At 59.1% G+C, this 24,693-nt stretch carries 25 protein-coding genes; 15 read left to right on the top strand and 10 right to left on the bottom strand.

What is annotated here, in order from left to right:
• Window positions 1-158: 158 nt before the first annotated feature.
• From GS620_RS12080 to GS620_RS12070, 3 genes are all read left to right on the top strand, one after another.
• Window positions 159-1,691, top strand: a complete 1,533-nt coding sequence (locus GS620_RS12080; RefSeq protein ID WP_171167142.1) for an acyl-CoA carboxylase subunit beta — start codon at window positions 159-161, stop codon at window positions 1,689-1,691.
• 108 nt (window positions 1,692-1,799) lie between these two features.
• Window positions 1,800-2,285 carry a DUF6497 family protein gene (locus GS620_RS12075; protein ID WP_171114817.1) on the top strand — a complete coding sequence of 162 codons (486 nt, stop codon included), beginning with the start codon at window positions 1,800-1,802 and terminating at the stop codon, window positions 2,283-2,285.
• Between the two features lie 133 nt (window positions 2,286-2,418).
• Window positions 2,419-2,772, top strand: a complete 354-nt coding sequence (locus GS620_RS12070) for a hypothetical protein (protein WP_152458722.1) — start codon at window positions 2,419-2,421, stop codon at window positions 2,770-2,772.
• Window positions 2,773-2,858: 86 nt separating this feature from the next.
• Here the strand turns inward: GS620_RS12070 and GS620_RS12065 are convergent, their stop codons facing one another.
• A complete protein-coding gene (locus tag GS620_RS12065; RefSeq protein ID WP_171616056.1) occupies window positions 2,859-4,010 on the bottom strand; it encodes a DcaP family trimeric outer membrane transporter in 1,152 nt (383 codons plus the stop codon).
• A 650-nt stretch (window positions 4,011-4,660) separates the two neighbouring features.
• Between GS620_RS12065 and GS620_RS12060 the strand changes: the two genes are divergently transcribed.
• Together GS620_RS12060 and GS620_RS12055 are read left to right on the top strand one after the other, a co-directional pair.
• Window positions 4,661-4,864 (top strand): hypothetical protein, encoded by a 204-nt coding sequence (locus tag GS620_RS12060; protein WP_171616054.1) that lies wholly within the window; start codon window positions 4,661-4,663, stop codon window positions 4,862-4,864.
• 116 nt (window positions 4,865-4,980) lie between these two features.
• On the top strand, window positions 4,981-7,029 hold the full coding sequence (locus tag GS620_RS12055; protein ID WP_171616052.1) for an acetyl/propionyl/methylcrotonyl-CoA carboxylase subunit alpha: 2,049 nt from the start codon (window positions 4,981-4,983) through the stop codon (window positions 7,027-7,029).
• Between the two features lie 76 nt (window positions 7,030-7,105).
• Here the strand turns inward: GS620_RS12055 and GS620_RS12050 are convergent, their stop codons facing one another.
• Window positions 7,106-7,552 (bottom strand): DUF4174 domain-containing protein, encoded by a 447-nt coding sequence (locus GS620_RS12050; protein WP_171616051.1) that lies wholly within the window; start codon window positions 7,550-7,552, stop codon window positions 7,106-7,108.
• A 168-nt stretch (window positions 7,553-7,720) separates the two neighbouring features.
• Between GS620_RS12050 and scpA the strand changes: the two genes are divergently transcribed.
• From scpA to GS620_RS12020, 6 genes are all read left to right on the top strand, one after another.
• Window positions 7,721-9,847: a methylmalonyl-CoA mutase gene (gene scpA / locus GS620_RS12045; protein WP_171616050.1), complete on the top strand. Its 2,127-nt coding sequence runs from the start codon at window positions 7,721-7,723 to the stop codon at window positions 9,845-9,847.
• Window positions 9,848-9,952: 105 nt separating this feature from the next.
• Window positions 9,953-10,555 (top strand): VOC family protein, encoded by a 603-nt coding sequence (locus GS620_RS12040; RefSeq protein ID WP_171616049.1) that lies wholly within the window; start codon window positions 9,953-9,955, stop codon window positions 10,553-10,555.
• A complete protein-coding gene (locus tag GS620_RS12035; RefSeq protein WP_171616048.1) occupies window positions 10,552-11,040 on the top strand; it encodes a GNAT family N-acetyltransferase in 489 nt (162 codons plus the stop codon). Before GS620_RS12040 ends, GS620_RS12035 begins: the two co-directional genes overlap by 4 nt.
• 45 nt (window positions 11,041-11,085) lie before the next feature.
• Complete coding sequence (locus GS620_RS12030) at window positions 11,086-11,766, top strand: molecular chaperone DjiA (RefSeq protein WP_171114829.1); 681 nt, start codon at window positions 11,086-11,088, stop codon at window positions 11,764-11,766.
• Between the two features lie 4 nt (window positions 11,767-11,770).
• Complete coding sequence (locus GS620_RS12025; RefSeq protein WP_171616047.1) at window positions 11,771-12,772, top strand: endonuclease/exonuclease/phosphatase family protein; 1,002 nt, start codon at window positions 11,771-11,773, stop codon at window positions 12,770-12,772.
• Window positions 12,773-12,809: 37 nt separating this feature from the next.
• Window positions 12,810-13,184: a hypothetical protein gene (locus GS620_RS12020; protein ID WP_171616046.1), complete on the top strand. Its 375-nt coding sequence runs from the start codon at window positions 12,810-12,812 to the stop codon at window positions 13,182-13,184.
• 12 nt (window positions 13,185-13,196) lie between these two features.
• Here the strand turns inward: GS620_RS12020 and GS620_RS12015 are convergent, their stop codons facing one another.
• The 5 genes from GS620_RS12015 to GS620_RS11995 form a co-directional block, all read right to left on the bottom strand.
• Entirely contained in the window at window positions 13,197-14,741 is a 1,545-nt protein-coding gene (locus GS620_RS12015; RefSeq protein ID WP_152458711.1) for a Ppx/GppA family phosphatase, read from the bottom strand.
• Between the two features lie 49 nt (window positions 14,742-14,790).
• Window positions 14,791-15,480, bottom strand: a complete 690-nt coding sequence (locus GS620_RS12010) for a DnaA ATPase domain-containing protein (protein ID WP_171616044.1) — start codon at window positions 15,478-15,480, stop codon at window positions 14,791-14,793.
• Window positions 15,481-16,554, bottom strand: a complete 1,074-nt coding sequence (locus GS620_RS12005; RefSeq protein ID WP_152458709.1) for an AI-2E family transporter — start codon at window positions 16,552-16,554, stop codon at window positions 15,481-15,483.
• Window positions 16,555-16,643: 89 nt separating this feature from the next.
• Window positions 16,644-17,618, bottom strand: coding sequence for an isopenicillin N synthase family oxygenase (locus GS620_RS12000; RefSeq protein ID WP_171205389.1), 975 nt, complete (start codon window positions 17,616-17,618; stop codon window positions 16,644-16,646).
• Window positions 17,618-18,982: an FAD-dependent oxidoreductase gene (locus tag GS620_RS11995; RefSeq protein ID WP_371809803.1), complete on the bottom strand. Its 1,365-nt coding sequence runs from the start codon at window positions 18,980-18,982 to the stop codon at window positions 17,618-17,620. Before GS620_RS11995 ends, GS620_RS12000 begins: the two co-directional genes overlap by 1 nt.
• A gap of 190 nt (window positions 18,983-19,172) precedes the next feature.
• On the opposite strand from GS620_RS11995, the gene GS620_RS11990 reads away from it, so the two are divergent.
• Window positions 19,173-19,991, top strand: coding sequence for a methyltransferase domain-containing protein (locus tag GS620_RS11990; protein ID WP_171616042.1), 819 nt, complete (start codon window positions 19,173-19,175; stop codon window positions 19,989-19,991).
• A gap of 71 nt (window positions 19,992-20,062) precedes the next feature.
• Complete coding sequence (proS, locus tag GS620_RS11985) at window positions 20,063-21,403, top strand: proline--tRNA ligase (protein ID WP_152458706.1); 1,341 nt, start codon at window positions 20,063-20,065, stop codon at window positions 21,401-21,403.
• Between the two features lie 116 nt (window positions 21,404-21,519).
• Here the strand turns inward: proS and GS620_RS11980 are convergent, their stop codons facing one another.
• Together GS620_RS11980 and GS620_RS11975 are read right to left on the bottom strand one after the other, a co-directional pair.
• A complete protein-coding gene (locus GS620_RS11980) occupies window positions 21,520-21,879 on the bottom strand; it encodes a hypothetical protein (RefSeq protein WP_171616040.1) in 360 nt (119 codons plus the stop codon).
• Window positions 21,880-21,896: 17 nt separating this feature from the next.
• Window positions 21,897-22,217 carry a hypothetical protein gene (locus tag GS620_RS11975; RefSeq protein WP_171616038.1) on the bottom strand — a complete coding sequence of 107 codons (321 nt, stop codon included), beginning with the start codon at window positions 22,215-22,217 and terminating at the stop codon, window positions 21,897-21,899.
• An 18-nt stretch (window positions 22,218-22,235) separates the two neighbouring features.
• On the opposite strand from GS620_RS11975, the gene GS620_RS11970 reads away from it, so the two are divergent.
• A complete protein-coding gene (locus tag GS620_RS11970; protein WP_171616036.1) occupies window positions 22,236-23,531 on the top strand; it encodes a lipoprotein-releasing ABC transporter permease subunit in 1,296 nt (431 codons plus the stop codon).
• A complete protein-coding gene (locus GS620_RS11965) occupies window positions 23,524-24,210 on the top strand; it encodes an ABC transporter ATP-binding protein (protein ID WP_171616034.1) in 687 nt (228 codons plus the stop codon). The genes GS620_RS11970 and GS620_RS11965 overlap by 8 nt, the downstream gene beginning before the upstream one ends.
• On the opposite strand, the gene GS620_RS11960 is transcribed toward GS620_RS11965, so the two are convergent.
• Window positions 24,194-24,631: a DMT family transporter gene (locus tag GS620_RS11960; RefSeq protein WP_171114855.1), complete on the bottom strand. Its 438-nt coding sequence runs from the start codon at window positions 24,629-24,631 to the stop codon at window positions 24,194-24,196. The two genes, GS620_RS11965 and GS620_RS11960, sit on opposite strands and share 17 nt — an antisense overlap.
• Between the last annotated feature and the right edge of the window lie 62 nt (window positions 24,632-24,693).

Here is a 24,693-nt window from a genome sequence, read left to right as displayed (position 1 = left end):
CTGGATTGCCAGCCATCCAGTTATCTCAACGAGAGACTTTGCAAGTTTACAGTTATCCAGATTGTTGTTGCTGAATATTTGCAAATTTGCCGAAAAGAGCTTTGGATGAGAGGCGCAAAGGGGTAGGGTCCCGGCAAATTTTACAGGGGATAATCGTCATGAAAGACATCCTTTCCGAGTTGGAAAACCGCCGCAACGACGCACGACTGGGCGGCGGGCAGAGGCGGATCGATGCCCAGCATGCGCGCGGAAAGCTGACGGCGCGAGAGCGGATCGAGTTGCTGCTGGATGAGGGCAGCTTTGAAGAATTCGACATGTTCGTCAGTCATCGTTGCACCGAATTCGGAATGGAAAAACAAAAACCTGCGGGTGATGGCGTTGTCACGGGTTGGGGCACCATCAACGGACGCATGGTCTATGTGTTCAGCCAGGACTTTACGGTCTTTGGTGGGTCGCTGTCCGAGACGCATGCCCAGAAAATCTGCAAGATCATGGATATGGCGGTGCAAAACGGTGCACCGATTGTCGGAATCAACGACTCGGGCGGTGCGCGAATCCAGGAAGGTGTGGCATCTCTGGCGGGTTATGCCGAAGTGTTTCAGCGCAACATCACGGCCTCGGGTGTGGTTCCGCAGATCAGCGTAATCATGGGCCCATGCGCCGGCGGTGCGGTTTACAGCCCCGCGATGACTGACTTCATTTTTATGGTCAAAGACACGTCATACATGTTCGTGACGGGCCCCGACGTGGTCAAAACGGTCACCAACGAGGTTGTAACGGCCGAAGAACTGGGTGGTGCCTCGACCCACACCAAGAAATCCTCGGTCGCCGACGCCGCGTTCGAAAACGATGTGGAAGCATTGGCAGAAGTGCGCCGACTGGTGGACTTCCTGCCGCTCAACAACCGCGAGAAACCTCCGGTGCGTCCGTTCTTTGATGACCCTCACCGGATCGAGGATTCGCTGGACACTCTGGTTCCGGACAATCCGAACACGCCCTACGACATGAAGGAACTCATCACCAAGATAGCCGATGAAGGCGATTTCTACGAAATTCAGGAAGATTTCGCCAAGAACATCATCACCGGCTTTATTCGGCTGGAAGGTCAGACCGTTGGTGTCGTGGCGAACCAACCGATGGTTTTGGCAGGATGTTTGGATATCGACAGTTCGCGCAAGGCGGCGCGGTTCGTGCGGTTCTGCGACTGTTTCGAAATTCCGATCCTGACGCTTGTCGATGTTCCGGGCTTTCTGCCGGGCACACAGCAGGAATATAGCGGCGTGATCAAGCACGGCGCAAAGCTGCTTTATGCATATGGCGAGGCGACCGTGCCCAAGGTCACGGTGATCACGCGCAAGGCGTATGGCGGTGCCTATGTTGTTATGGCGTCCAAACATCTGCGCGGCGATTTCAACTATGCCTGGCCGACAGCCGAAATCGCGGTGATGGGTGCCAAGGGTGCAACCGAGATTATTCATCGGGCAGATCTGCATGATGCGGAAAAGACCGCACAGCATGTCGCCGATTACGAAGATCGGTTTGCGAACCCCTTTGTCGCCGCCGAACGCGGTTTCGTCGACGAGGTGATCATGCCGCATTCTACCCGCCGGCGCGTGTCCAGAGCCTTTGCCAGTTTGCGCGGCAAACAGCTGAAGAACCCTTGGAAAAAGCACGACAATATTCCGCTTTGAGCCATTCGGGGCGGCGTTGTCCGCCCCGGTTGTTGGCACTGGCAGTCCGATTTTTAGCGAAAATGCTCAAAATTGCGGCGGAATTGACAAAAAGCGACAAATAGTTGAATGATCCGACCCGTCAGACATAGAACCGCGCAGGCCAAAAGCACTGCGCGCGCGATCCCGGAAGGAGGAGCCTGCCTTCGGTGGGTCCGGGATCGTGCCATATGTCTGGTGTTGTGTGCGCTCGGCGTTCCTGTTTTTGCCCAGACAGACAGTTCATTGCCGGTGCCGTCCGGTCAGCCGGTGCATCTGAGCGATGTCCTGCTGGACAACAACCCCGGTGAGCTTTGGGTGCGCTTTCGATTTGTCGCCCCGAAGATCGGAGCGTCAGTGGGACGGATCGGCTATGACGTGGCGTCCAAGGATATGGAGCATCTGTGCCAGGTTCTAGCCGTTCCTTATGTGGCTCTGCACGAATTGCAGCCATCCAGAGTTGTCATTTCCCTGTCTGATCGCCCGGTGGAATTTGGCGACACCGCTCCGGACGCGACACAGTATTTTGAAGCCTACCGGCTTGAGCAGTCCCGGTGTATCTGGGAAGGGCTTTGACCATGAACTTACGCTGTCATGACGTCAAAGCTTCTCAGACCAACGGTGCGGCTTTGGAGATGCGCAACATGATCCCATCCAAGTTCGGGTTCGAACTATTTTTGTCTGCAAAACAAAGCTGTGGAGTGTCGCCATGCTGAAACATCGCGGGTTTCCGGGGCGTCTTTCAGGCACCGATTTTCAGTTCACTATTCGCCGCGCCAATCCCAAAGGCGTCACACCGCTTACGCGGCGGGAACGGTTCCGGGATCGCAAACCGGCGGACAAACGTGCCGATGCCGCCTTCATGGAGGCCCTTTGGGCGCATTTCGGCGATCAGCCGTTCGAGCGGGGCAATCTGGATGCCGGACGTCTCAGCTGGCTTTTCGGGCGCGAAGTCATCCCGGCGGAAGATCCTTTTGATCCGGCCAGCTATGACGCAATGCTAGTAATCGATGTGGACGCCGCCCGTGCGTCCTTTCCCGACGTAATCGACGGGACAGGCTAATCGTGATCCAAGCCGCCGCATATCAGCCCATCAAGACCGGTTCCGGGATGACCCTGCCCGAAACCGGGCAGGATCCGTGTGCGGCATCAGAAGTTCAACTGAGCGGCCAGCTGAACGCGGTTTCCGTCAAAGGTTCTGCCGGTCGGCGCGTCGTTCCGTTCGCCATAGATGTACTCGGCGCTAAGTGTCAGATCCTCGGTTGCCTTGTAAAATGCGTTGACGTGGATCGTTTCCAGTTCGGTGAACGACAGGGTTCCGGTCGAGGTCGGCAGGTCATAGTCTTCTTTGCCGTATGCAATGCCAACATTCCATTTCGGGCTCAGATCCTGCCGGAATTCGATGGTGTAGCCATCCACGTTGTTGGCCTGGCCATTCACGATGGGATCACCAAGGCCGATCAGGTACGGGCCGAGTGCCTCGCCGTTCACATAGTTGACCTGGAACAGGCCGCCCTGCCACGGGCGAACCGAGCCGGATATCGTGAACCCGGTTTGATCAACTTCGATATTGCCGGATTGCGCCTTGCCATAAAGGCCGGACACACGCGCGACATATGTCCCGTCATTGTACTCGGCGGATGCGGTCAAAACCGGATCATCCGAATTCGAACCGCCGACATTCTCTTCGATCGAAACGGCGAAGGACGTGTTCGTTCCGAAAGAGTTGGTATAGCGAACCTGCGGAACCCGTGCGAAAGGAATGCCAACGGGGCCGTTGAATTCCACCGAGGTCGGGTAGGTGTCCAGCGGCATGAAGTTGGTCCAGGTCTGACCGATAAGCCAGTTGTCACCGATGGTGATATTGGCGTGGCGTACACGCAATTCGGCTGTTCCGCCCGAACCAAACAGATCAAGTTCCAGTTGCCCGCCGATATCGCCGATGCCGCTTGGGGTGGTGGTGCGCAGACCGATCCGCGATTGGCGGACGGTGGCACCAAATGTGCCATCGGTCGCAGCCGAGGGTTCCCCGATGACATTCACGAACGCCGTATCCCCCTGATCGAAATCGAAATCGTAGAAGAAGTCGGCCTTCACGTAGCCATAAACATCCAGAACGGTGTTGCCGATGCGGAAGTCTCCGTTGGCGGGGCTGTTCCTGCCAGATTCCAGCGCCTCGACCCGGGCGCGCAAGGCGTCAAGCTCGGCTTGGGTTTGGTCATCCTGGGCAAAGGCAAGCGTGCCGGTCACACTGAGCGTGGAGGCAGCAAGCAGGAGTGCCTTTTTTCTAGTCTTCGTCATGTGGGTATTCCTTTGAGTGCGAGTGTGCACACGGACCGTTTCACGAGGTTCAAACCTTGGGAAATCACGAGAGTGGGAAGTGAAGGCGTTGATTTTTCAAGAAAATGTGTGTTTTCCATTGCGCTTAAACACGACGTCTTGAGCCGCCTGAATAACGCATTGGTGCAAGGCGGTTCTGTATGCCCGTCGCTGGCAGAAGGTCGTGATGCTGCAACCGCGAAACGCGCGGAAAGCAGCTTGATCTGTCACGAAACTGTGACGGCAAAGCGGCCTCAAACGCCCGAGAAGTACCGAACCGGTATCGGCGCGAAGTTGCGCGGCATTTCCCGGTGTGGGCAGATTCCAGCCGAAATCCCGATCGGAAACAATCCTGTGTTTGCTGGCAATATTGTGCTGTGCAAACTGGATAGGCCGTGCGGCTCTACTTTGCCTGCGCCGCACATGCACCTACTATTCCGTACCCCTTCCTTGCGCGGGCAGGCTTGTGTTCCCCACATAGTCCTGTCCGCGTTTTTCTTTTTGCCAGTAACGGACAAAAAAAGGCAAAATCCCGCACAAAATTCGCCTGCGCGTCCGTTGATATTGAATAACAGGGCGTGTTTCGCGCATCTGACCTCTAAAGAACCAAGAAACCAAAAAGGGCAGATACAATGCGATTCTCACGCTTCATCCTTGCTGCGGCGACCTGCGCGGGCCTGGCCGCCTGCGGAGACACCACGGGCGAACAGGCAATCCTCGGCGGAGGTGCCGGGGCAGTGGGGGCAGCGGTCCTCAGCGCGGACCCGTTGTTTGGCGCAGCAGTCGGTGCGGCGGGCAACGTGCTGTACTGCAAAACGCAGAATACCTGTAACTAACGCATATTTTGCGGGGCGCATGTCGTCCCGCCCGTCATCGCGCATCACGCCGTCGTGGGGATTGTTCCCTGCGGCGGCGTTTTGCGTTTCCAGAACACCAAGCCAAAGGACGTTCCATGTTCAATAAGATCCTGATCGCCAACCGGGGCGAGATCGCCTGCCGGGTTATCAAGACCGCCCGCAAGATGGGTATCGGCACCGTCGCCATTTTCTCGGACGCGGACAAGAACGCGCTGCATGTGTCGATGGCGGACGAAGCCATTCATATCGGCCCGCCACCTGCAAACCAGTCTTACATCGTGATCGACAAGGTCATGGACGCCATCCGCCAGAGCGGCGCGCAGGCGGTCCATCCCGGTTATGGCTTCCTGTCCGAAAACGCCAAGTTTGCCGAGGCGCTGGAAGCCGAAGGCGTGGCGTTTGTCGGTCCTCCGAAAGGCGCGATCGAGGCGATGGGCGACAAGATTACCTCGAAGAAAATCGCTCAGGAAGCAAACGTGTCGACAGTTCCCGGATACATGGGGCTGATCGAAGACGCGGAAGAGGCGGTCAAAATCTCGAACCAGATCGGCTATCCTGTCATGATCAAGGCCAGCGCCGGGGGCGGTGGCAAGGGTATGCGGATCGCGTGGAATGATGACGAAGCGCGCGAGGGCTTCCAGTCGTCAAAGAACGAAGCCGCAAGCTCGTTCGGGGATGACCGGATCTTCATCGAGAAATTTGTGACCCAACCGCGTCACATCGAAATTCAGGTTCTTTGCGACAGTCATGGAAACGGTATCTACCTGGGCGAGCGCGAATGCTCGATCCAGCGCCGTAACCAGAAAGTCGTGGAAGAGGCGCCGTCGCCGTTTCTGGACGAAGCGACGCGCAAGGCCATGGGGGAACAGGCCGTGGCGCTGGCCAAGGCCGTGGGCTATTCCAGCGCAGGCACAGTCGAGTTCATCGTTGACGGTGAAAAGAACTTCTATTTCCTTGAAATGAACACGCGCTTGCAGGTGGAACACCCTGTTACCGAACTGATCACAGGTGTTGATCTGGTCGAACAGATGATCCGCGTGGCAGCGGGTGAAAAGCTGTCGATCACGCAGGACGACGTGTCACTGACCGGATGGGCGATCGAAAACCGCCTGTACGCCGAGGATCCGTATCGCGGCTTCCTGCCCTCGATTGGCCGTCTGACCCGGTATCGCCCGCCTCAGGAGACGGCAGCCGGACCGATGCTGGCCAACGGCAAATGGCAGGGGGATGCGCCCGAAGGCGATGTTGCCGTTCGAAATGACACCGGCGTCTATGAAGGCGGTGAGATCAGCATGTATTACGACCCGATGATTGCCAAACTGTGTACCTGGGCTCCGACCCGTGATCAGGCGATCGAGGCGATGCGCGTGGCGCTGGACAGTTTCGAGGTTGAGGGCATTGGCCACAACCTGCCGTTCCTGTCCGCCGTGATGGATCATCCGAAATTCATCAGCGGCGATATGACCACGGCCTTCATCGCCGAGGAATACCCCGACGGGTTCGAGGGCGTCGAACTGGCCGAGGCAGACCTGCGCCGGATTGCGGCGTCCTGCGCGGCCATGCATCGCGTCGCTGAAATTCGCCGGTCCCGCGTGTCGGGCCGGATGGACAATCACGAACGCAAGGTCGGCACCGATTGGGTCGTCTCCTTCGGGCGCGAGATCCAGTGGCCCGTCAAGGTTGACGCGGACCAGGATGGGGCCACGATCAGGTTTGACGACGGTCAGGAAATGCGGGTGACGGGTGATTGGACACCGGGTGATCAGCTTGCTGTCATGACGGTCGATGACGCGCCGCTGGTCATGAAGGTGGGCAAGATCTCGGGCGGGTTCCGCATCCGTAACCGCGGCGCGGATCTCAAGGTGCAGATACGCACTCCGCGCCAGGCCGAACTGGCGCGTCTGATGCCTGAAAAACTGCCGCCGGACACTTCGAAAATGCTGCTGTGCCCGATGCCCGGCCTGGTCGTGAAGATCGACGTCGAAGTGGGGCAAGAGGTGCAGGAAGGCCAGGCGCTGTGCACCATCGAGGCGATGAAGATGGAAAACATCCTGCGCGCCGAGAGGAAGGGCACCGTTGCCAAGATCAATGCAGGCCCCGGCGACAGCCTCGCCGTGGACGAAGTGATCATCGAGTTCGAGTGATCATGACTGCGCTTTTGCCATACCAGTCAAAGCCTCCGGCATTCCGTGCCGGGGTCTTTCGGGGTGGCGAAAGCGTTCAGCCGCCTTCGCGGCGTTCGCGGATTTCGCGTTCGCGCAGGGGTGTCTTGTCGATGGACCGGCCAATCTCGCGCACACTCCACGGAGAAGGTTTGCGCAGTTTGACCACGCCGTCCTTGTCGACGAATACCATCTGGAACCCACGCGGGCGCAGCTGTGACCGGATCGGCGACCGCGCCGATGGGTCGGTATCGGTCAGAACCACCACGTCACGCTCACGCATTGCGGCTTCGCCTTCGAGCAGCATGTCGATCTGTTGCTGGAACCGCGGGTCCGCCGGCGTGTCGGCAAAGACTACGATAGGTCGGTTGACCCAAAGAAACTCGCTGAGTTCGCTGTCACCTACCGGGCGGACAAAACTGTCATCCGTCGTCGCCGTGCCATCCGCCGCCCAGACAGACATCGGGATTAGTGCCAAGAAAACAAAGGCAAGCGTGCGTGTCATGTGGCCTCCTGTTCCTTCGAATATAGCCTCTGTGCCACCGATTGCGACCGACGATTTGTACCAAACACTCAAAATGTCGCGCTTGCGGCTGAATGAAACGGCCAAGCGCAAGACCTCAATGCGGAAGCTTTCGACTGCCGCCATCCGAATTGACAAGAGGAAACCGAAATGACCGACACCAAGGATTGGAAAGCGCTGGCCGAGAAAGAGCTGCGCGGACGTCCGCTGGACGACCTGACCAAAGAGACGCTGGAAGGCATTGCGGTCAAACCGCTCTATACGCAAGAAGACACCGCCGGTTTGCCGCATATGGGTTCGCTGCCGGGCTTTGGTCCGTTTACACGCGGTGTGAAGGCCACGATGTATGCGGGCCGTCCGTGGACGATCCGTCAATATGCGGGCTTTTCGACCGCCGAAGAATCCAACGCCTTCTATCGCCGCAACCTGGCGGCGGGCCAGCAGGGTGTTTCAGTTGCCTTCGATCTGGCCACCCACCGCGGCTATGACAGCGACCACCCGCGTGTCGTCGGTGACGTGGGCAAGGCCGGTGTGGCCATCGACAGTGTCGAGGACATGAAGATCCTGTTCGATGGCATCCCGCTGGACAAGGTTTCTGTCTCGATGACCATGAACGGTGCTGTGATCCCGATTCTGGCGAGTTTCATCGTCGCGGGTGAAGAGCAGGGTCACGACAAATCTGTTTTGTCGGGCACCATTCAGAATGACATTCTGAAAGAGTTCATGGTGCGCAACACCTATATTTATCCGCCCGAACCGTCGATGCGGATCATCTCGGACATTATCGAGTTCACGTCGAACGAGATGCCTAAATTCAACTCAATCTCGATCTCGGGCTATCACATGCAAGAGGCCGGCGCGAACCTAGTGCAGGAGCTGGCCTATACCCTGGCCGACGGGCGCGAATATGTCCGTGCAGCGACACAGGCCGGGATGGACGTGGACAAGTTCGCAGGCCGGCTGTCGTTCTTCTTTGCCATCGGCATGAACTTTTTCATGGAGATCGCCAAACTGCGCGCCGCGCGCACGCTTTGGCACCGGGTCATGACTGAGTTCGGCGCGAAATCCGAACGGTCAAAAATGCTGCGCACCCACTGCCAGACGTCAGGTGTTTCGTTGCAGGAACAGGACCCTTACAACAACGTGATCCGCACCGCCTATGAGGCGATGAGCGCAGTTCTGGGCGGGACGCAATCCTTGCACACAAACGCTCTGGACGAGGCGATCGCGCTGCCCACCGACTTTTCGGCGCGTATCGCCCGGAACACGCAGCTGGTGTTGCAGGAAGAGACCGGCGTGACCGATGTGGTCGACCCGCTGGCGGGGTCCTACTACGTCGAAAGCCTGACCAATGAGCTGATCGAAAAAGCCTGGGCCCTGATGGAAGAGGTAGAGGAAATGGGCGGCATGACCAAGGCCGTGGCCAGTGGTATGCCCAAGCTGCGCATCGAGGAAAGCGCCGCGCGCCGGCAGGCCATGATCGACCGCGGCGAAGAGGTGATCGTCGGGGTCAACAAATATCGCAAGGAACAGGAAGATCCGATCGATATTCTGGACGTCGACAATGTGGCCGTGCGCGAAGCTCAGGTCGCGCGATTAGAACTTATCCGTGCAACCCGTGACGAGGCTGCTTGCCAACAGGCGCTGGACGCTTTGACCAAGGCTGCCCAAGAGGGCGGAAACCTGCTGGCTGCTGCGGTCGAGGCCGCCCGCGCCCGCGCATCCGTAGGAGAGATCAGCATGGCAATGGAAAAGGAATTCGGCCGCCACCGCGCCGAAGTGAAAACCCTCGCCGGCGTTTATGGCGCGGCCTATGAGGGTGACGAAGGCTTTGCCGCGATCCAGAAATCCATCGAGGAATTCGCCGAGGCCGAAGGCCGTCGCCCCCGTCTGCTGGTGGTCAAGATGGGGCAGGACGGTCATGACCGTGGGGCCAAGGTGATTGCCACCGCGTTCGCCGATATCGGGTTTGACGTAGACGTTGGCCCCTTGTTCCAGACCCCGGCCGAGGCTGCGCAGGACGCGGTGGACAATGACGTGCATGTGGTCGGTATTTCCTCGCAGGCGGCAGGGCACAAGACACTGGCTCCGCAACTGGTGGAAGAGCTGAAAAAGGCCGGGGCCGATGACATCATCGTGATCTGCGGCGGGGTGATCCCGCAGCAGGATTACCAGTTCCTTTATGATCATGGGGTCAAGGCCATCTTTGGCCCGGGCACCAACATTCCCGAGGCCGCTCAGGACATCCTGCGCCTGATCAGCGAAGCGCGCGGCTGACGAAGGTCGGGTTTTTCGTCGAAACATCTTGTGATCGCGCCTCTTTGGCGGAAACATACGGCCAGATCCGCAAGGGTCTGGCCGTAAACTTGCAGGAGGTGGCACATGTTACTGGATCATCTGGCCGTCGCGGGTGAAACGCTGGAAGACGCATCTGCCCATATCGAACAAGCGCTTGGCGTTGCGCTGCAACCCGGCGGCAAGCACGAGACGTTCGGGACATACAACAAGTTGCTGGGCCTCAGGGGCGGGCTCTATCTGGAGGCGATTGCGATCGACCCGCAGGCGCAAAGACCTGGCAGAACGCGGTGGTTCGATCTGGACCGTTTCGAGGGCAGCCCGCGTCTGACCAACTGGATTTGCCGGGTCGAGGATATCGAAGCTTCGCTTGCGGTGTTTCCCGATGGTGTCGGGCAACCGATCGACCTGACCCGGGGCGCGCTGCGGTGGCGCATGGCGGTTCCACCAACCGGGCGCTTGCCGTTCGACAATTTGTTTCCCGCACTCATCGAATGGCAGGGCGACCTTCACCCGGCCGACATGCTGCAAAACAGCGGCTGTCGGCTGCAGCGTTTGGTTGTGTACCACCCGGATGCGTTGACGCTGGCCAGACATCTTGGTGCATTGGATCAGGTGGTGTTCGACACCGGTCCGGCCGCGCTCAGGGCGGAGTTCGAGACGCCTCATGGGGTCCGGGTGCTGGAATGATCATTCGCCCGGCCATGGCGGCGGATGCGCCCGCAATCGCCAGGATCACCAATGCGATCATCCGCGAGTCCTTGATCACCTTCACGACCGATGAGCGCAGCACGACGCAAATCACCGAGGATATTACGGCGCGGGGCACCGGATTCCTGGTCGCCGAACATGATGGGCAAGTTGTTGGTTTTGCCACCTATGCCCGGTTTCGTGCGGGCCCCGGATACGCGCAAACGCGCGAACACTCGATCCAGCTGTCACCGGATGCGCGCGGAAAAGGCGTTGGGCGTGCTTTGATGCAAGCGCTTGAGGCGGCCGCACGAACCGACGGTGTGCATGTTTTGGTTGCAGGCATTTCCTCGGCCAATCCGGGCGCCGTGGCGTTTCACGCGGCGCTGGGCTTTTCACAGGTTGGTCGCATGCCCGAAGTAGGGTTCAAATGGGGTCAATGGCTGGATCTTGTGCTGATGCAGAAAATTCTTTCACCTGAATGATCTGTCGCACCTGACAGTCCCGAATTGTGACGCTAGTGTACGCCCATGTCGATCTGGACCCGCATATCCGATGCGCTCAGCGCGCTGGCCCAAGGCGAAAGCCTGGCCGCAGTTTTTGAAAAGCTGCGAACACCTCCGGAACGATCGGTGGCGTTCACGATTGCGGTGATTGCCCTGGGCGCCAAAATGGCCAAGGCAGACGGTCAGGTGACACGAGATGAAGTCACTGCCTTCCGCGATGTGTTCCAGATCGCGCGCGAAGACGAAGAAGATGCCGCGCGGGTCTTCAACATGGCGCGCACGGATGTGGCGGGGTATCAGGATTATGCCCGCAAGATCGCCCGGATGTTCGCCGAAGACAGCACCACGCTTTGCGACCTGATGGAGGGGCTGTTTCACATCGCCATGGCCGATGGGTTCTACCATCCCAATGAGAACGCGTTCTTGGAGGAAGTGAGCAAGATCTTCGGGCAGTCCGACGCTCAATTCAAAGCATTGCGGGCGCGATTTGTGCCGGATGCGCCAAAAGATCCTTACACGGTTCTGGGCGTGCCGCAGGACATGCCCTTGCCCGATATCCGCAAAGTCTGGCGAAGGCTGGTCCGCGAAACGCACCCGGACGCCATGATGGCGCGCGGTGTCCCGGAAGAGGCGATCAGACTGGCCGAGAAAAAGATGATCGACATCAACCGCGCCTGGGATGAGATCAACGGCGCGCGGGCCTGACAGGATGCGGCTGGCGACCTACAATATCGAATGGTTTGCCAATCTTTTTGATCAAAACGACAATCTGATCGTCGATGACACCTGGTCCGGTCGGCATGATGTCACCAAGGCGCAGCAGGTCGAGGCGATTGCAAAAGTGCTGATCGCGATTGACGCGGATGCGGTATTGATTGTCGAGGCTCCGAACACCGGCAAACGCCAGAACACGGTGCGGGCCCTGCAAACCTTTGCCGAGGCGTTCGATCTGCGCATCTCTGACGCGGTGATGGGATTTGCCAACGACACCCATCAAGAGCTGGCGCTGCTCTACGACAGGACCATTCTCACCGTGCGCCATGATCCCAAGGGTGACATCGACGACCCCTTGGCCCCCCGGTTCGATGGTGCGTTCAGAATCGATCTGGATATTGATGCGACCGAGGATGTCGTGCGGTTTTCCAAACCACCGATGGAATTGGCGGTGACGACGCAGTCGGGACACGACGTCCGGCTGATCGGAGCTCATTTGAAATCCAAGGCTCCGCATGGGGCCGGGTCGCGGGATGAGGCGATCCGGATCTCGATTGCCAACCGCCGCAAGCAACTGGCGCAGGCGGTCTGGCTGGCCAGGCGGGTCGAGATGCACGTTGCCAGCCAGGAACCCGTCATTCTGCTGGGAGACCTGAACGACGGCCCCGGGCTGGATGAGTTCGAGCATCTGTTCGGCCGCTCTTCGGTCGAGATTTTGCTGGAGGCAGGTTTGTTCGACCCGCACGCGGTGACGGCTCATGGTTTTCGCCCCGGATCGATACCCTCCACGGCGCGCTTTGCCCGCCCGGAAGAAGGCAGGTTTCTCGAGGCTCTTCTGGATTACATAATGATAACCCAGGATCTGCGTGCATACCGCTCGGCCTGGCGCATTTGGCATCCGTTTCGCGACGCGGCCTGTTGGTCCGCACCGGACCTGCGACAGGCGCTGCTGACGGCGTCGGATCATTTCCCGGTCACACTGGACATCGACCTGTGACCTTTCACGCCTGCGGCTGGGGCGCTATATTCTAGGTATGAAACACGTTTTGCTGATCAGCATGATCACTGCCGGCATCGCCGCGCCCGCCCTTTCGCAGGAAGACAACAGCAAATCCCTGATGGAGCAGGGGGCCGAGCTGTTTTTCGAAGGTCTGCGCAAGGAAATGGAACCGGCACTGGATGATCTGCTGGGCCTTGCGGATGAGTTTGGCCCGGCAATGCAGTCGTTCTTGCGGGAAATGGGCCCCGCACTGGCCGAGCTGGGGGCCGAGATCAAGGATTGGAGCGCTTATGAAGCGCCCGAGATCTTGCCCAATGGCGATATCATCATCCGCAGGAAACAGGCCGAGGATCCGGCAGAGCCTGAAAATGAAGGTGAAGAATTGCCCGAAGGGGCAACTGATATCTGATCGGATCGAGGGTCAGCCCTTGATGATCACGCGCGTATCGGATTTCAGGGCGTTCGCCAGTGAATTAAGGCGCGCTTCGGCAACTTCGCTGAACAGGGGGGCTGCTGCTTCGGGCAGGTACAGCTCCAACTCCCGCTTTTTGGGATAGAATTTCAGACGCCCCATATTGGCGTCATTGTGCATCCACAGCATCGCGCCAAAGCGCATGGCCTTGCCCAGAATCTCGGCGTCTTTCTGGCCTTTTTCGTCCAGCAGATCATACAGGGGCGCAAAGCGGTTTCCCTCGCGTTTGTTGCGATACCGGTGCTGCAAGGCAAGCCCGATAAAGACACGTTCTGAATGCTTCAAGCCACCCAGATTGGCGCGGGTGACGTTGTCGAAACAGACTTCGGCCCGGTAATCGGGATGAGCACGCCAGCTGACATCGTGCAGTAGGCATGCAGCCTTGATCAGTCGAACGCTGCTGGGGGGCGCTGATTTGAACAGCGGCATCACGAAATCATAGAGGTTTCTGCCAAATCCGGGCAGGCGGGCATCCTTGGATTCGGAAAAAAGGCTGGCTTCGATCAACGGGTCCCGGTCGCGCAACTCCTGCGACATCTGTTCATACAGCAATCCCTCACGGATCCCATAGCTGGATATGGCGATGTCCTTCGGTTTGAACGTTCGGATCAGCCGGGCCAGAACATCCATCGCGTAGGGGATGAGCGACATCCGCGAGCTGGATACACCGGCCTGGCTGCGCAGCTTTTCATGATCGTTCTTTTCAATGAACTTGATCGTTTCACGAACCTGTTTTGTCGTCATCCGGTATTCATGCAGCACGTTCAGCGGATAGCCCCGCCGCAGCATGTCCAGCCGGGCAAAGGCCCGCCAGCTGCCGCCAACCAGAAACAGACGATCCCGCTGCGGACCCATTTGATCGCGCAGCTGTTCCATCGTGCTTTTGATATGGGCCTTGCGTGCGCGCCGTCCGCCCTTGATATCGCGCAGTTTCAGCGGCCCGAGGGCCGAAGTCAGGCGGCGGCCGACCTGACCGTCTCCGATCTCGGCCAGTTCCATCGACGACCCGCCGATGTCGCAGATCAGGCCATAGGCTCCGGGCCATCCCAGCAGCACTCCCTGAGCTGATAAACGGGCTTCTTCTTCCCCGTCGATGACTTCCACGTGCAGCCCGGTCTCTGCCTTGACCTGATCGCAGAAATCCGGCCCGTCCTTGGCCTCGCGCACAGCTGCCGTGGCCACGACATGCAGGCCCGGCAATTCCAGATCAACCGCCAGATTCTGAAACCGCCGCAGCGCCGCCAGTGCCCGTTCGCGCCCACGCGGGTTCAGTCGCCCGGTCTCGGACAGGCCCGCGCCCAATTCGCACATGACCTTTTCATTGTAGAAATAGGCCGGCGATCGGGCCGCACCGTCAAAGATGACCATCCGGACCGAGTTGGATCCGACATCGACAACTCCGACACGCGACAATGCCCGGGTTCCAGGCTCGTCGAACAGTGGCTTTCCGAAAGGTCCCCAGTCAGGGATGTCGGTTGCAGCGGTCTGATCCATGTGTCTTCCAGATAATGCTGTGTGAGGATGCGAAATTGGCGGGTGCGGGTCAATCACCCGTCTCGATCTCGTCCGGGCTCATGTTCAGAACCCGCACGGCCAGGGAACGGGTGATGTCGCGCTTTTCCATAAGGGCCAATTGATCCAGTTGCTCCACTACGTCGGCCGCAGTTTCAAATCGACGATCCATGTGTTTGACCAGATAGGCGATTACCTCGGGGCCGGGGTTCAGCTGCCGATCTACGAACAGTTTGGCCAGAACCGCACCCAGCAACGCATCGTCGGGCGGATCCAGCGCCACGTGATGAGCGCCTTCGACCCGGCTTTGCAGGTCGGCCAGTGGCAATTCCCAGAATTTCGGGGCCAGCCGACCAGTCATAAGCAGGGCGTTCCCTTCGGCCAGAACCAGATTATGCAGGTGAAACAGCGTTTTCTGCTGGTCGGGATCGTCGGCGATCATGGGCACGTCTTCGACGGCAATCGGCCTGCGTGCCAGATCCGGCACGTCGTCATACCGCAAATCCGCAGCCTGAATGATGCGCCCGCCGGTTTCCGCGGCCCAGACATGCGCCAGATGGGTTTTGCCCGCGCCAGCCGGGCCGGTCAGAACAAGCTTGTTTCCCGGCCAGGATGTGGCCGAGATCATCGCCACGGCCAAGGCATTGGCAGGCGACACAAAAAAGTCCTCTCGCCCGAGCGCAGTTTTGGCGGGCAGATCAAAGCTGAGTTGTCGGGCCATTTACTCGGTTTCCTGATCCTGACGTTCAAGACCGGTATAAAGTCGGCTGTCCAAGTACAGCGATGTGGCAAATCGGGCCAGCACGCCCAATGCTGCGGCCACGGGCACGGCGATCAGCATGCCGACAAAGCCGAACAAGGCCCCAAAGACCGACAGTGCCAGCAGCAGCCAGACCGGGTGCAGCCCGACAGAGCTGCCTACCAGTTTGGGTGTCAGGAAATTCCCCTCGGTGACCTGCCCGATGGCAAAGATCCCCGCGATCAGTCCGACATGTGCCCAATCACCCCAAAACTGAAATAGCGCCAGCCCGATGGCCAATGAGCCTCCGATCAGGGCGCCCAGATAGGGGATGAACGTGACCAGCCCCGCGATGAACCCTACGATCAGGCCGAATTGCAGACCGGCAAGCATCAGCGCGACGGCATAGTAAGTACCTAGGATCAGGCAGACCGTTCCCATCCCGCGCACGAAAGAGGCCAGCACGGCGTCAATCTCACCGGCCAGCCGCCTGATGGTGGGGGCGTGGTCACGCGGCAGGAGCTCTCCGATGCGAGCGACCATGCGATCCCAGTCCAGCAGCAGGTAAACAGCCACGACGGGCACGATCACCAGAAGGACAACAATGTTTATCGCGGACCCGAGTGAGGCAAGAACCGTTTGCAGAACATCCCCGGTCTTGGACTTCAGCATGTCACCGAAGGACACCAGCATCTGATGAGTGTTTGATTCCCGGTCCAGCAGCGACGGGAATTGTTTTTCAATGAACCCGCGCAATTGCTTGAAAAGGTCAGGCAGAACGTCGATCAGATCCAGCAATTGAGTAATCAGGGCGGGCACGACCATCAGGATCGCCAATATAAACCCCAAAATCCCGATGACGGTGATGATGGCTGTGGCTGCGATGCGCGACAGGCCCAACCTCTCCAGCCGATCCGCAACGGGATCAAGGAAATACGCAATTGCTCCGCCTATGACGAAGGGCAGCAGGACATCCCCCAAAGCCCAGAGGATCAAAACAAAAACCGCAGCGGCGACGCCCCAGTATCTCAGCTGATCCTTTACCGGCAAAGCCATCGTGATCCCCTTGTTCAGGCCTTTGCAGGCGTTCTTGGCGCATCAAAGCCCATGATGCAAGCGCTTCATGGGCACGGGCTTTGCCCGTTTCAATCGTGCAACGTCCCCAGTTCAGGGGTGTCTTCTTCTGCGGCTTCATCGGGCCAGTTGGTGCGCCAGATTTCTGCCGACCAGTGCCCACAATGAACCGCCGGGCGGTCGAAACCGGGCAGGGCGGGCAACAACGGTTCAACAATGACGTCATGGCGGGGTACGGCGAAATAAGGGAAAGAATACCGTTCCTTGCCCGACCGGTTGACCACCCGATGTGGCGTGGATTTCAATCGCCCGCCTGACCAAAGTTCCAGCATGTCGCCGATATTCACCACGAAACCACCGAGTGGGCAGTCCGGTGAAATCCACTTGCCGCTGCGGGTCTGCACCTCGAGCCCGCCCACCGGATCGGGCGCGATGATGGTCAGTGCGTCCGTATCCTTGTGCGGATGGATGCCATAGCCCGCTTCTTCCGCGGCCTGCGGGGGATAGTGCAGCAATGTCATATTGGTCATCGGGTTGCGGAACGCGTCGCGCAAAATGCCAGAGGTCAAGTTCAGGCCGGATTCCAATGCGCCCAACAACACATCAGTGACCTGATCCAATTGACGCCAATAATCCAGGATGACCTCTTTGGCGCGGGGAACTTCGGCGGGCCACAGATTTGGGCCGTACAGGGCACATTCACTGCGCACGGGGTCGGTGGCGGCAACCTCGTGGTGCAGCTTGTAACCCTCGTATTTGTCGGCTTTGCCGGATCCGTCATTCGGTGTGAAAAAACCCATCGGGATATAACCGCGATAATTCTCGCGCGTGATGGCCTGATCCCATTTGCGGGCTTCATTGATGGCAAAGATCTCTCGTGTGGTCTGACGGACCTGATCCACCGTCTGCTGGGACACACCTGTCCCGGTGATGGACAGAAACCCGATTCCTGTGCAGGCCTCAATTATGCCTTGTACCGTTGCGGCAAAGGCTGCGCTGCCGGGATCGGACAGCGGCGAGATGTCTATTGTCGGAATCCTGTCCATCAGTGAATCCTGACCCCCTGACGCTCTAGTTCCGTGTGAACAGGTGCCAGGTTCAATTGGTCCAGGCTCTGATTGCTTTTCAGTGCCATGGCCGCCGCAATGCCCGCACCCTGGCCCATGACGGCGCAGCAGGCCATGTTGCGCGTGGCGGCATGGGCCACCCGGTCCGCACCATGCGACCGCCCAGCGACCAGCAGGCCCTTGACGCCCCTGGGCAGCATCGAGCGGTAGGGGACCTGCATATACCGCCCCGTGGTCGGCAGGATCAGAATGCCATAGCCGTCGATGAATTCGGGGTAGATGCCGATCGTGTCCTCGAACCGGCCCTGATGGCGGGCGTCGTTTTCGGTCATGTTGTAGACCGCATCGATCTTGCGGGTGTCGCGAATACCGATGGTCATCCCGAAATTCCGAAGCCGCGCGTTCTCGCATCCCGGCATGAACCGGCGCAGCGCCTCGATGGCCAGCATGGTCTGACGGCGGCCTTCGATCTCGCCACGTGTCAGGCTGTCGGGGTCGGTCCCATCAATCTCGGCCAGATGGATGAGGTTCATGTAGGTCAGCTCGCCCGTGTCATGCATCGCGCCCCAGGTGCCGGCAATGGTATTCAGATGGGGCGGGATCAGCCCCTGATCGATGGCCTGCTGGAAGGGCTTGTGCACAAAGGGCGAGAACATGTCGTCCTCTTTGCCGCTGGTTTCGATGTTCCACTCACCGCCGCCGCCCCAGTCCTTGTAGGTCTGCGGATCGGCTTTGACGCCTTCCATAAAGGCGCGCTTGTCCACCCCGGCCAGATGGAACATGACAGAGGCCGCCATCATGTCCTCTCGTGGTGTTTTATGCGTCGGGGCCCCCGCGCGATGGGCCACATCGGCGTCGCCGGTGGCATCGATTACCACCTTGGCCAGTATCGCCTCGCGCCCGGCCTTGGATTCGGTGATGATGCCAGTGATCCGGTCCCCTTCCATGATGGGGGCGACGAATTGCCGGTGCAGCATCGGATGAACACCCGCCTCTTCGATCAGCTTGTCCGCCACCAGCTTGAACCCTTCGCTGTCCAGTTCATAGCTGAGCGACTGGCTTTCGGGCACCGCCGCGCCCATCTCTTTGGCGCGGGTTTCGAACTCCGTCCCGATGCCGCCGGCCTCGACGGTTTGCTCGTGCCGGTACCAGGCGAATCCTTCGACGCCGACGGCAGTGATGTTGCCGCCCATACAGCCGAACCGGTCAACTAGCGACACGTCTGCGCCTGCGCGGGCCGCTGCCAGCGCTGCTGCCAACCCGGCCGGGCCAGAGCCCACGACCAGAATATCGGTCTGGTGGATGACAGGTATCTGCCGGGCGGGTTCCTGAATTGTCTGCAACAGCGCCTCCTAGTGTTTGTGTTCCCGCCACAATTGAAATTCCCAATTGGCGGGTCAATCAAAAACCCGACTGACCTTGGGTCGCAAATGCGCCATTGTCCGGCGTCGCTTTCACAGCCCGCCAGCGCAGAGAGCCGACGTGCCGGGCCGAAACGTGCTATACTGACGCCCTGCCTTGGGGGACGGAGCAATGCCCGACATCTATCAGAGCCTGGATCAACAGGGGGAAGACACGGTTCGCGTCGTCGCGGACCGTCTGGAGTTTCGCGGCGAAATGCCGGATTTCGTGAAAATGCGCGAACGCTATTTCGACCGGCTCGACTGGGCCTCGTGCCACCGCATTGTCGATCTGGGCTGTGGCACGGGCGTCGTGACACGGGCGCTGGCTGACCGGGTCGGCCCGGAATGCGAGATTGTCGGGTCGGATCTGGCAGCGGAACTGATCAAGGTAGCAATGGAAAAGACGGATGCCGCGGGGTTGGCGGGGCGCATTCGGTACGAGGTTGCGGATTCCCGAAACACCGGTGACGGCCAAGGCAGCTTTGATATCGTCATCGCACATACGGTGATCAGCCATGTGGCGGAGCCGACGGCGATGCTAGAGGAAGCCGCGCGGCTGACGCGGCCCGGCGGCACGATCGCCATTTTCGATGGCGACTATGCGTCGTTGACGATCGGTGCTGGCGACACTGACGCCAACGCGATGGCGGTGGACGCAATCTTGCAGACGGTTGTCGGCAATCCGTTCGTTCTGCGGCATCTTCCGTTCCTGGCCCGGCAGGCGGGGCTGGAAGTTGCCGGTTTCATCCCGGAATTGCTGGCCGAGGCTGGCCAGACCTCGTTTTTCGGAAACATGATCGACGCCTATGTCGGCCCGTGCATTCAGGCAGGCGCGATCGACGCCGAGACCGCCTTGAAATGGGCCGAAGGTCAGAAAGTAGCCGCGCGGGAAGGCACGTTCTTTGGTTCGTGCAACTATTACACCTATTTGCTGCGCAAGCCTGAATGATGCGCCGCCTTGCCTAGCCTTTGTGGATCGCGTAGAGCATTCGGGCTTTCGCTAGACAAATAGGATCGTTCATGCGCCTCAGCCGTTACTTTCTGCCCGTTCTCAAGGAAAACCCGTCCGAGGCCCAGATCGTTAGCCACCGGCTGATGCTGCGTGCCGGGATGATCAAGCAGGCTTCTGCCGGGATATATTCCTGGCTGCCGCTGGGTTTCAAAGTGCTGCGCAAGCTGGAAAACATTGTCCATGAAGAACAGGCCCGGGCCGGTCACATCGCGATCCAGATGCCCATCATCCAATCGGCGGATTTGTGGCGCGAATCCGGCCGCTATGACGATTACGGGCAGGAAATGCTGCGCATGAAGGACCGGCATGACCGGGACATGCTGTTCACGCCCACGGCCGAAGAACTGGTGACCGATATTTTTCGCGGCCACGTGAACAGCTACAAAGACCTTCCGCTGACCCTCTATCAGATCCAGTGGAAATTCCGCGACGAAATCCGCCCGCGTTTCGGCGTGATGCGGGGCCGCGAGTTCTATATGAAGGACGGCTACAACTTCGACCTCACCAAGGAAGATGCGCTGCACGCCTATAATCGCCATCTTGTCAGCTATCTGCGTACCTACGAGCGTATGGGCCTTCAGGCGATCCCGATGCGCGCGGATTCGGGGCCCATCGGCGGCGATGACACCCATGAGTTCCTCGTGCTGGCTGACACTGGTGAATCCGAGGTCTTCTATGACAGCGCCGTCACCGATCTTACCTTTGGTGATCGTGAGATTGACTATGACAGCCGCGAACAGTGTCAGGCGATCTTGGAAGAGTTCACCTCGAAATACGCACGCACGGATGAAACGCATGACGAGGCGCTGTTCAATCAGATCCCCGAAGAACGCCGCCGCGTGGCGCGTGGTATCGAAGTTGGGCAGATCTTCTATTTCGGCACGAAGTATTCAGAGCCGCTGGGCGCCACCGTGCAGGGCCCGGATGGAAAACCGGTTCCGGTGCATATGGGCAGCCACGGGATCGGCGTCAGCCGTCTGGTCGGCGCAATCATCGAGGCCAGCCATGACGACAAAGGCATTATCTGGCCCGAGGGCGTGACCCCGTTCCATTGCGGCATCGTGAACCTGAAGCAGGGCGATGAAGAAGCGGATGCGGCCTGTGACAAAATCTACAATGCTCTGACAGCCTTGGGGCTGGAGCCGCTTTATGATGACCGTAATGAACGGGCAGGGGGCAAGTTTGCGACCATGGATCTGATTGGTCTGCCCTGGCGGATCACGGTCGGGCCGCGTGGCCTGAAGAATGGTGTCGTTGAACTGACTTGCCGCCGGACCGGCGAAAGCGAGGAACTGAGCCCCGAGGCGGCCGTTACCAAAGTTGCTGAAATCTACCAGCAGATTGCCTGAGCACCGTCACCGGTGACTGGTCTTGCTGTCACGCAACACAGATCCATTTAGCGAAGGTGGCCATGCGATTGCTTTGGCCACCAGATGTGATCTGACCAATTCGATCGGTTGAGACGTCAGTCTTGGTCTACCGTCGGGCGCGTTGCAAGGATATCTCCGTTGGCGCCATCGCCGCGTGCGACCACGATCGGACGGCCCAGCCGGTTGACCAGGTCACGAAACTCAAGACCCAGAAACCGCAACCCGCAAACCCGCGCGTCCGTAGTGCGATCCGTGATACACAGACGCCCTTGCCGGAAAACCAGACGGTACCCTTTGTCTTTCAGAATATCCGTCAGATTGCCCCAGCTTGCCGCGCTGGCAAAGATCGGCCGAATGGCCGCACGCAGCAGCGCCGCTGTTTCACAATCCAGATCTTTTGATGCTTGGCGAGACGGAATAACCCCCGCACCGTTGGTTGAAAATTGAAAATTCATTGAGCGACCCCCGCTCCTTAAATGTGTTCCCCCACATACAGGGTGACAAAGTTTCTGAAAATAATCAAAAAGAGTAATAAAATTTCGCGCCCATTGTTGCTTTTTCGATTCAGGAGCTCACAAAGCGCGATGATTAACTTCATACATGAAACAATACCGGTTTGTCTGTGATGCGCTTCACAACTCATGGTGTAGCACCAGATTTCCAAGTCATCCGTTTGGCCCAGCCGCCGTGCTGGGCAACCGGATTGATTCGGCTCGTTCAGGCTGAGGAACGGGTTCAAAGCGACAACCGGCTTGACCATCGGGTGAAATGCCGAAACTGTCCCCGCGAACATGAACACCCCGGAGCAGGCATGGCCAACACACCCCCGCCCTTTGCCCCTTTTGAATGGAAAATCGCATGGCGTTATCTGCGGGCCCGCAGGGCCGAGGGCGGCGTCAGTGTGATGACCTGGATTTCTCTGATCGGGATCACATTGGCAGTGTTTGCCCTGATCGCGACACTGGCGGTCCGGTCCGGCTTCCGTTCCGAATTCGTCGGCACCATCCTGGGCGCCAACGCGCATGTAACGGTCTATTCGTCAGGCGAGATTGACGCGCAGGGGCAGGTGGATCGCACAATCGCCGACTACGAAGAGCGCGCGGCCCGGATAGCACAAGTGCCCGGAGTTCAACGCGCGGCTCCTTTGGTGAAGGGGCAGGTGCTGATCACCAACCGCGACCGCAGCAGCGGGGTTGAAGTGTTTGGAATCCGACCCGACGATCTGCGTGATCTGCCCGGAATTGCCCAGGCAGAGCAGGCTGTGGGGGACTTGTCTGAATTCCAGACGGGTGAGGATGTCATTGCAATTGGTTCAGGCGTGGCGCGCAGCATCGGGGCAACGGTCGGGGATGTCGTCAAGTTGACGTCGCCCAACGGCGTCAAAACCGCCTTTGGTACGTCGCCCCGCGTGAATGCCTATCGCGTTGTCTATGTGTTCTCGGCCGGGCGCTATGACATCGACCGCACCCGCGTCTACTTGCCGTTTTCGCAGGCGCAGGGCTTTTTCAATCGCGAAGGTGTGGCCGATGAAATCGAAGTGATGGTGGACAACCCCGAAGACCTGGGCCCGATCCTGATTTCGATTCTCGAGGCCTCGGGCGAGCGCAGCCAGATCTGGACCTGGCAGGATGCATCCGGTGGGTTCCTGCGGGCATTGGAAGTTGAAGACAACGTGATGTTCATCATCCTTTCGATCCTCGTTCTGATCGCCGCGATGAATATCGTTTCGGGCCTGATCATGCTGGTCAAGAACAAGGGCCGCGATATCGGCATCCTGCGTACCATTGGCCTGAGCGAAGGATCGGTTCTGCGTGTCTTTTTCATCTGCGGAGCTTTTACCGGACTGATCGGAACGGCAATGGGGGTCATCCTGGGGTGCCTTTTTGCGATCTATATCGATCCGATCTTTTCCTTCGTGAATTACGTGATGGGCGGTGGCGTCTGGGATCCGTCGATCCGGGGCATCTATGCCTTGCCCGCCGAGCTGCACCTGAGCGATGTGCTCAAGGCGATCGGCCTGTCGCTTGGCCTGTCCTTTGTCGTCACCTATTTCCCTGCCCGTCGAGCGGCGCGGCTGAACCCGGTCGAGGCGTTGCGCTATGAATGATGTCACATTGCGTCTGAAAGGTCTGACCAAGACCTATCTGAAAGGCAAACCGGGCGAGGTGCAGGTCTTGCGCGGAGTTGATCTGGATCTGCGCGCGGGTGAGGCCGTAGCGATGGTCGCGCCTTCTGGGGCAGGTAAATCAACGCTTCTGCATATCGCCGGTCTGCTGGACATGCCCGACGAAGGAACCGTTGAAATTGGCGGGCAGAACGTATCGGGCAAGGGCGACCGGACCAGAACCGCACTGCGTCGGCAGGATGTCGGGTTCGTGTATCAATTCCACCACTTGCTGCCGGAATTCACGGCATTGGAAAACATCACCCTGCCGCAACTGGCCAATGGTGTGCCGGACAAGGCCGCACAGGCCCGAGCGTTGGATCTGCTGGACCGTGTCGGTGTGGCCGCACGCGCCAGCCATCGCCCCGCTGCACTCTCTGGTGGGGAACAGCAGCGGGTGGCCTTTTGCCGGGCCTTGGCGAATGCGCCCCGTGTTTTGTTGGCGGATGAACCGACGGGCAATCTGGACCCCGAAACCTCGGATCAGGTCTTTGATACACTGATGAAGCTGGTGCGGGACGAAGGGTTGTCGGCGTTGATAGCAACGCACAATCTTGACCTTGCGGCGCGCATGGACCGGATGGTCCGGCTTGAGGGCGGGGCGCTCAGGCCAGTTGCGTGATCGCAACGCCAATGGCCATGACGGCGATCCCGCCCATCCGCATGAGCGTAAGCGGTTCGACCTGTGCGCCGAACAGGCCGAAATGGTCGATGGCCGCAGCGCTGATCAATTGCCCGAGCAGCACAAAGAACACGGCATTGCCCACCCCGAAATGTGGTGCGACATGGGTGATCGACAGGACATAGAACGCAATCAGGACACCTGCAAGCAACAGGTGTTTCGGCGCATTGGCAATCTTGGATAAGGCCGCAAATCCGGGAAACAGCGCCATGACCAAGGCGGAGGCGGCGAAGGCGATGGCAAACAGCACAACGGCTGCCGCAGTTGGCGACCCGATGACTTTTCCCAGCGCCGCGTTGAGCGCGGCCAGGATCGGAATTCCAAATCCGGCGGCCAGCATGATGGCGGCGTATTGTGTCATTGCCCGAAACCTCTGTACCTTTTTCGTTGATCTGGATCATTGCGCCAAGACGGTCATCGGGC

It is taken from the genome of Ruegeria sp. HKCCD6428, assembly GCF_013110595.1.
Taxonomy (GTDB): domain Bacteria; phylum Pseudomonadota; class Alphaproteobacteria; order Rhodobacterales; family Rhodobacteraceae; genus Ruegeria.
Note: the sequence above shows the minus strand (reverse complement) of the source record. Positions and strands in the feature narration are given on the sequence as shown.

What these genes read in the sequence shown, in the direction of transcription:
- GS620_RS12080 (WP_171167142.1), top strand. Translation starts at nt 159, where the DNA reads ATGAAAGACATCCTTTCCGAGTTGGAAAACCGCCGCAACGACGCACGA.
- GS620_RS12075 (WP_171114817.1), top strand. Translation starts at nt 1,800, where the DNA reads ATGATCCGACCCGTCAGACATAGAACCGCGCAGGCCAAAAGCACTGCG.
- GS620_RS12070 (WP_152458722.1), top strand. Translation starts at nt 2,419, where the DNA reads ATGCTGAAACATCGCGGGTTTCCGGGGCGTCTTTCAGGCACCGATTTT.
- GS620_RS12065 (WP_171616056.1), bottom strand. Translation starts at nt 4,010, where the DNA reads ATGACGAAGACTAGAAAAAAGGCACTCCTGCTTGCTGCCTCCACGCTC.
- GS620_RS12060 (WP_171616054.1), top strand. Translation starts at nt 4,661, where the DNA reads ATGCGATTCTCACGCTTCATCCTTGCTGCGGCGACCTGCGCGGGCCTG.
- GS620_RS12055 (WP_171616052.1), top strand. Translation starts at nt 4,981, where the DNA reads ATGTTCAATAAGATCCTGATCGCCAACCGGGGCGAGATCGCCTGCCGG.
- GS620_RS12050 (WP_171616051.1), bottom strand. Translation starts at nt 7,552, where the DNA reads ATGACACGCACGCTTGCCTTTGTTTTCTTGGCACTAATCCCGATGTCT.
- scpA (WP_171616050.1), top strand. Translation starts at nt 7,721, where the DNA reads ATGACCGACACCAAGGATTGGAAAGCGCTGGCCGAGAAAGAGCTGCGC.
- GS620_RS12040 (WP_171616049.1), top strand. Translation starts at nt 9,953, where the DNA reads ATGTTACTGGATCATCTGGCCGTCGCGGGTGAAACGCTGGAAGACGCA.
- GS620_RS12035 (WP_171616048.1), top strand. Translation starts at nt 10,552, where the DNA reads ATGATCATTCGCCCGGCCATGGCGGCGGATGCGCCCGCAATCGCCAGG.
- GS620_RS12030 (WP_171114829.1), top strand. Translation starts at nt 11,086, where the DNA reads ATGTCGATCTGGACCCGCATATCCGATGCGCTCAGCGCGCTGGCCCAA.
- GS620_RS12025 (WP_171616047.1), top strand. Translation starts at nt 11,771, where the DNA reads ATGCGGCTGGCGACCTACAATATCGAATGGTTTGCCAATCTTTTTGAT.
- GS620_RS12020 (WP_171616046.1), top strand. Translation starts at nt 12,810, where the DNA reads ATGAAACACGTTTTGCTGATCAGCATGATCACTGCCGGCATCGCCGCG.
- GS620_RS12015 (WP_152458711.1), bottom strand. Translation starts at nt 14,741, where the DNA reads ATGGATCAGACCGCTGCAACCGACATCCCTGACTGGGGACCTTTCGGA.
- GS620_RS12010 (WP_171616044.1), bottom strand. Translation starts at nt 15,480, where the DNA reads ATGGCCCGACAACTCAGCTTTGATCTGCCCGCCAAAACTGCGCTCGGG.
- GS620_RS12005 (WP_152458709.1), bottom strand. Translation starts at nt 16,554, where the DNA reads ATGGCTTTGCCGGTAAAGGATCAGCTGAGATACTGGGGCGTCGCCGCT.
- GS620_RS12000 (WP_171205389.1), bottom strand. Translation starts at nt 17,618, where the DNA reads ATGGACAGGATTCCGACAATAGACATCTCGCCGCTGTCCGATCCCGGC.
- GS620_RS11990 (WP_171616042.1), top strand. Translation starts at nt 19,173, where the DNA reads ATGCCCGACATCTATCAGAGCCTGGATCAACAGGGGGAAGACACGGTT.
- proS (WP_152458706.1), top strand. Translation starts at nt 20,063, where the DNA reads ATGCGCCTCAGCCGTTACTTTCTGCCCGTTCTCAAGGAAAACCCGTCC.
- GS620_RS11980 (WP_171616040.1), bottom strand. Translation starts at nt 21,879, where the DNA reads ATGAATTTTCAATTTTCAACCAACGGTGCGGGGGTTATTCCGTCTCGC.
- GS620_RS11975 (WP_171616038.1), bottom strand. Translation starts at nt 22,217, where the DNA reads ATGTTCGCGGGGACAGTTTCGGCATTTCACCCGATGGTCAAGCCGGTT.
- GS620_RS11970 (WP_171616036.1), top strand. Translation starts at nt 22,236, where the DNA reads ATGGCCAACACACCCCCGCCCTTTGCCCCTTTTGAATGGAAAATCGCA.
- GS620_RS11965 (WP_171616034.1), top strand. Translation starts at nt 23,524, where the DNA reads ATGAATGATGTCACATTGCGTCTGAAAGGTCTGACCAAGACCTATCTG.
- GS620_RS11960 (WP_171114855.1), bottom strand. Translation starts at nt 24,631, where the DNA reads ATGACACAATACGCCGCCATCATGCTGGCCGCCGGATTTGGAATTCCG.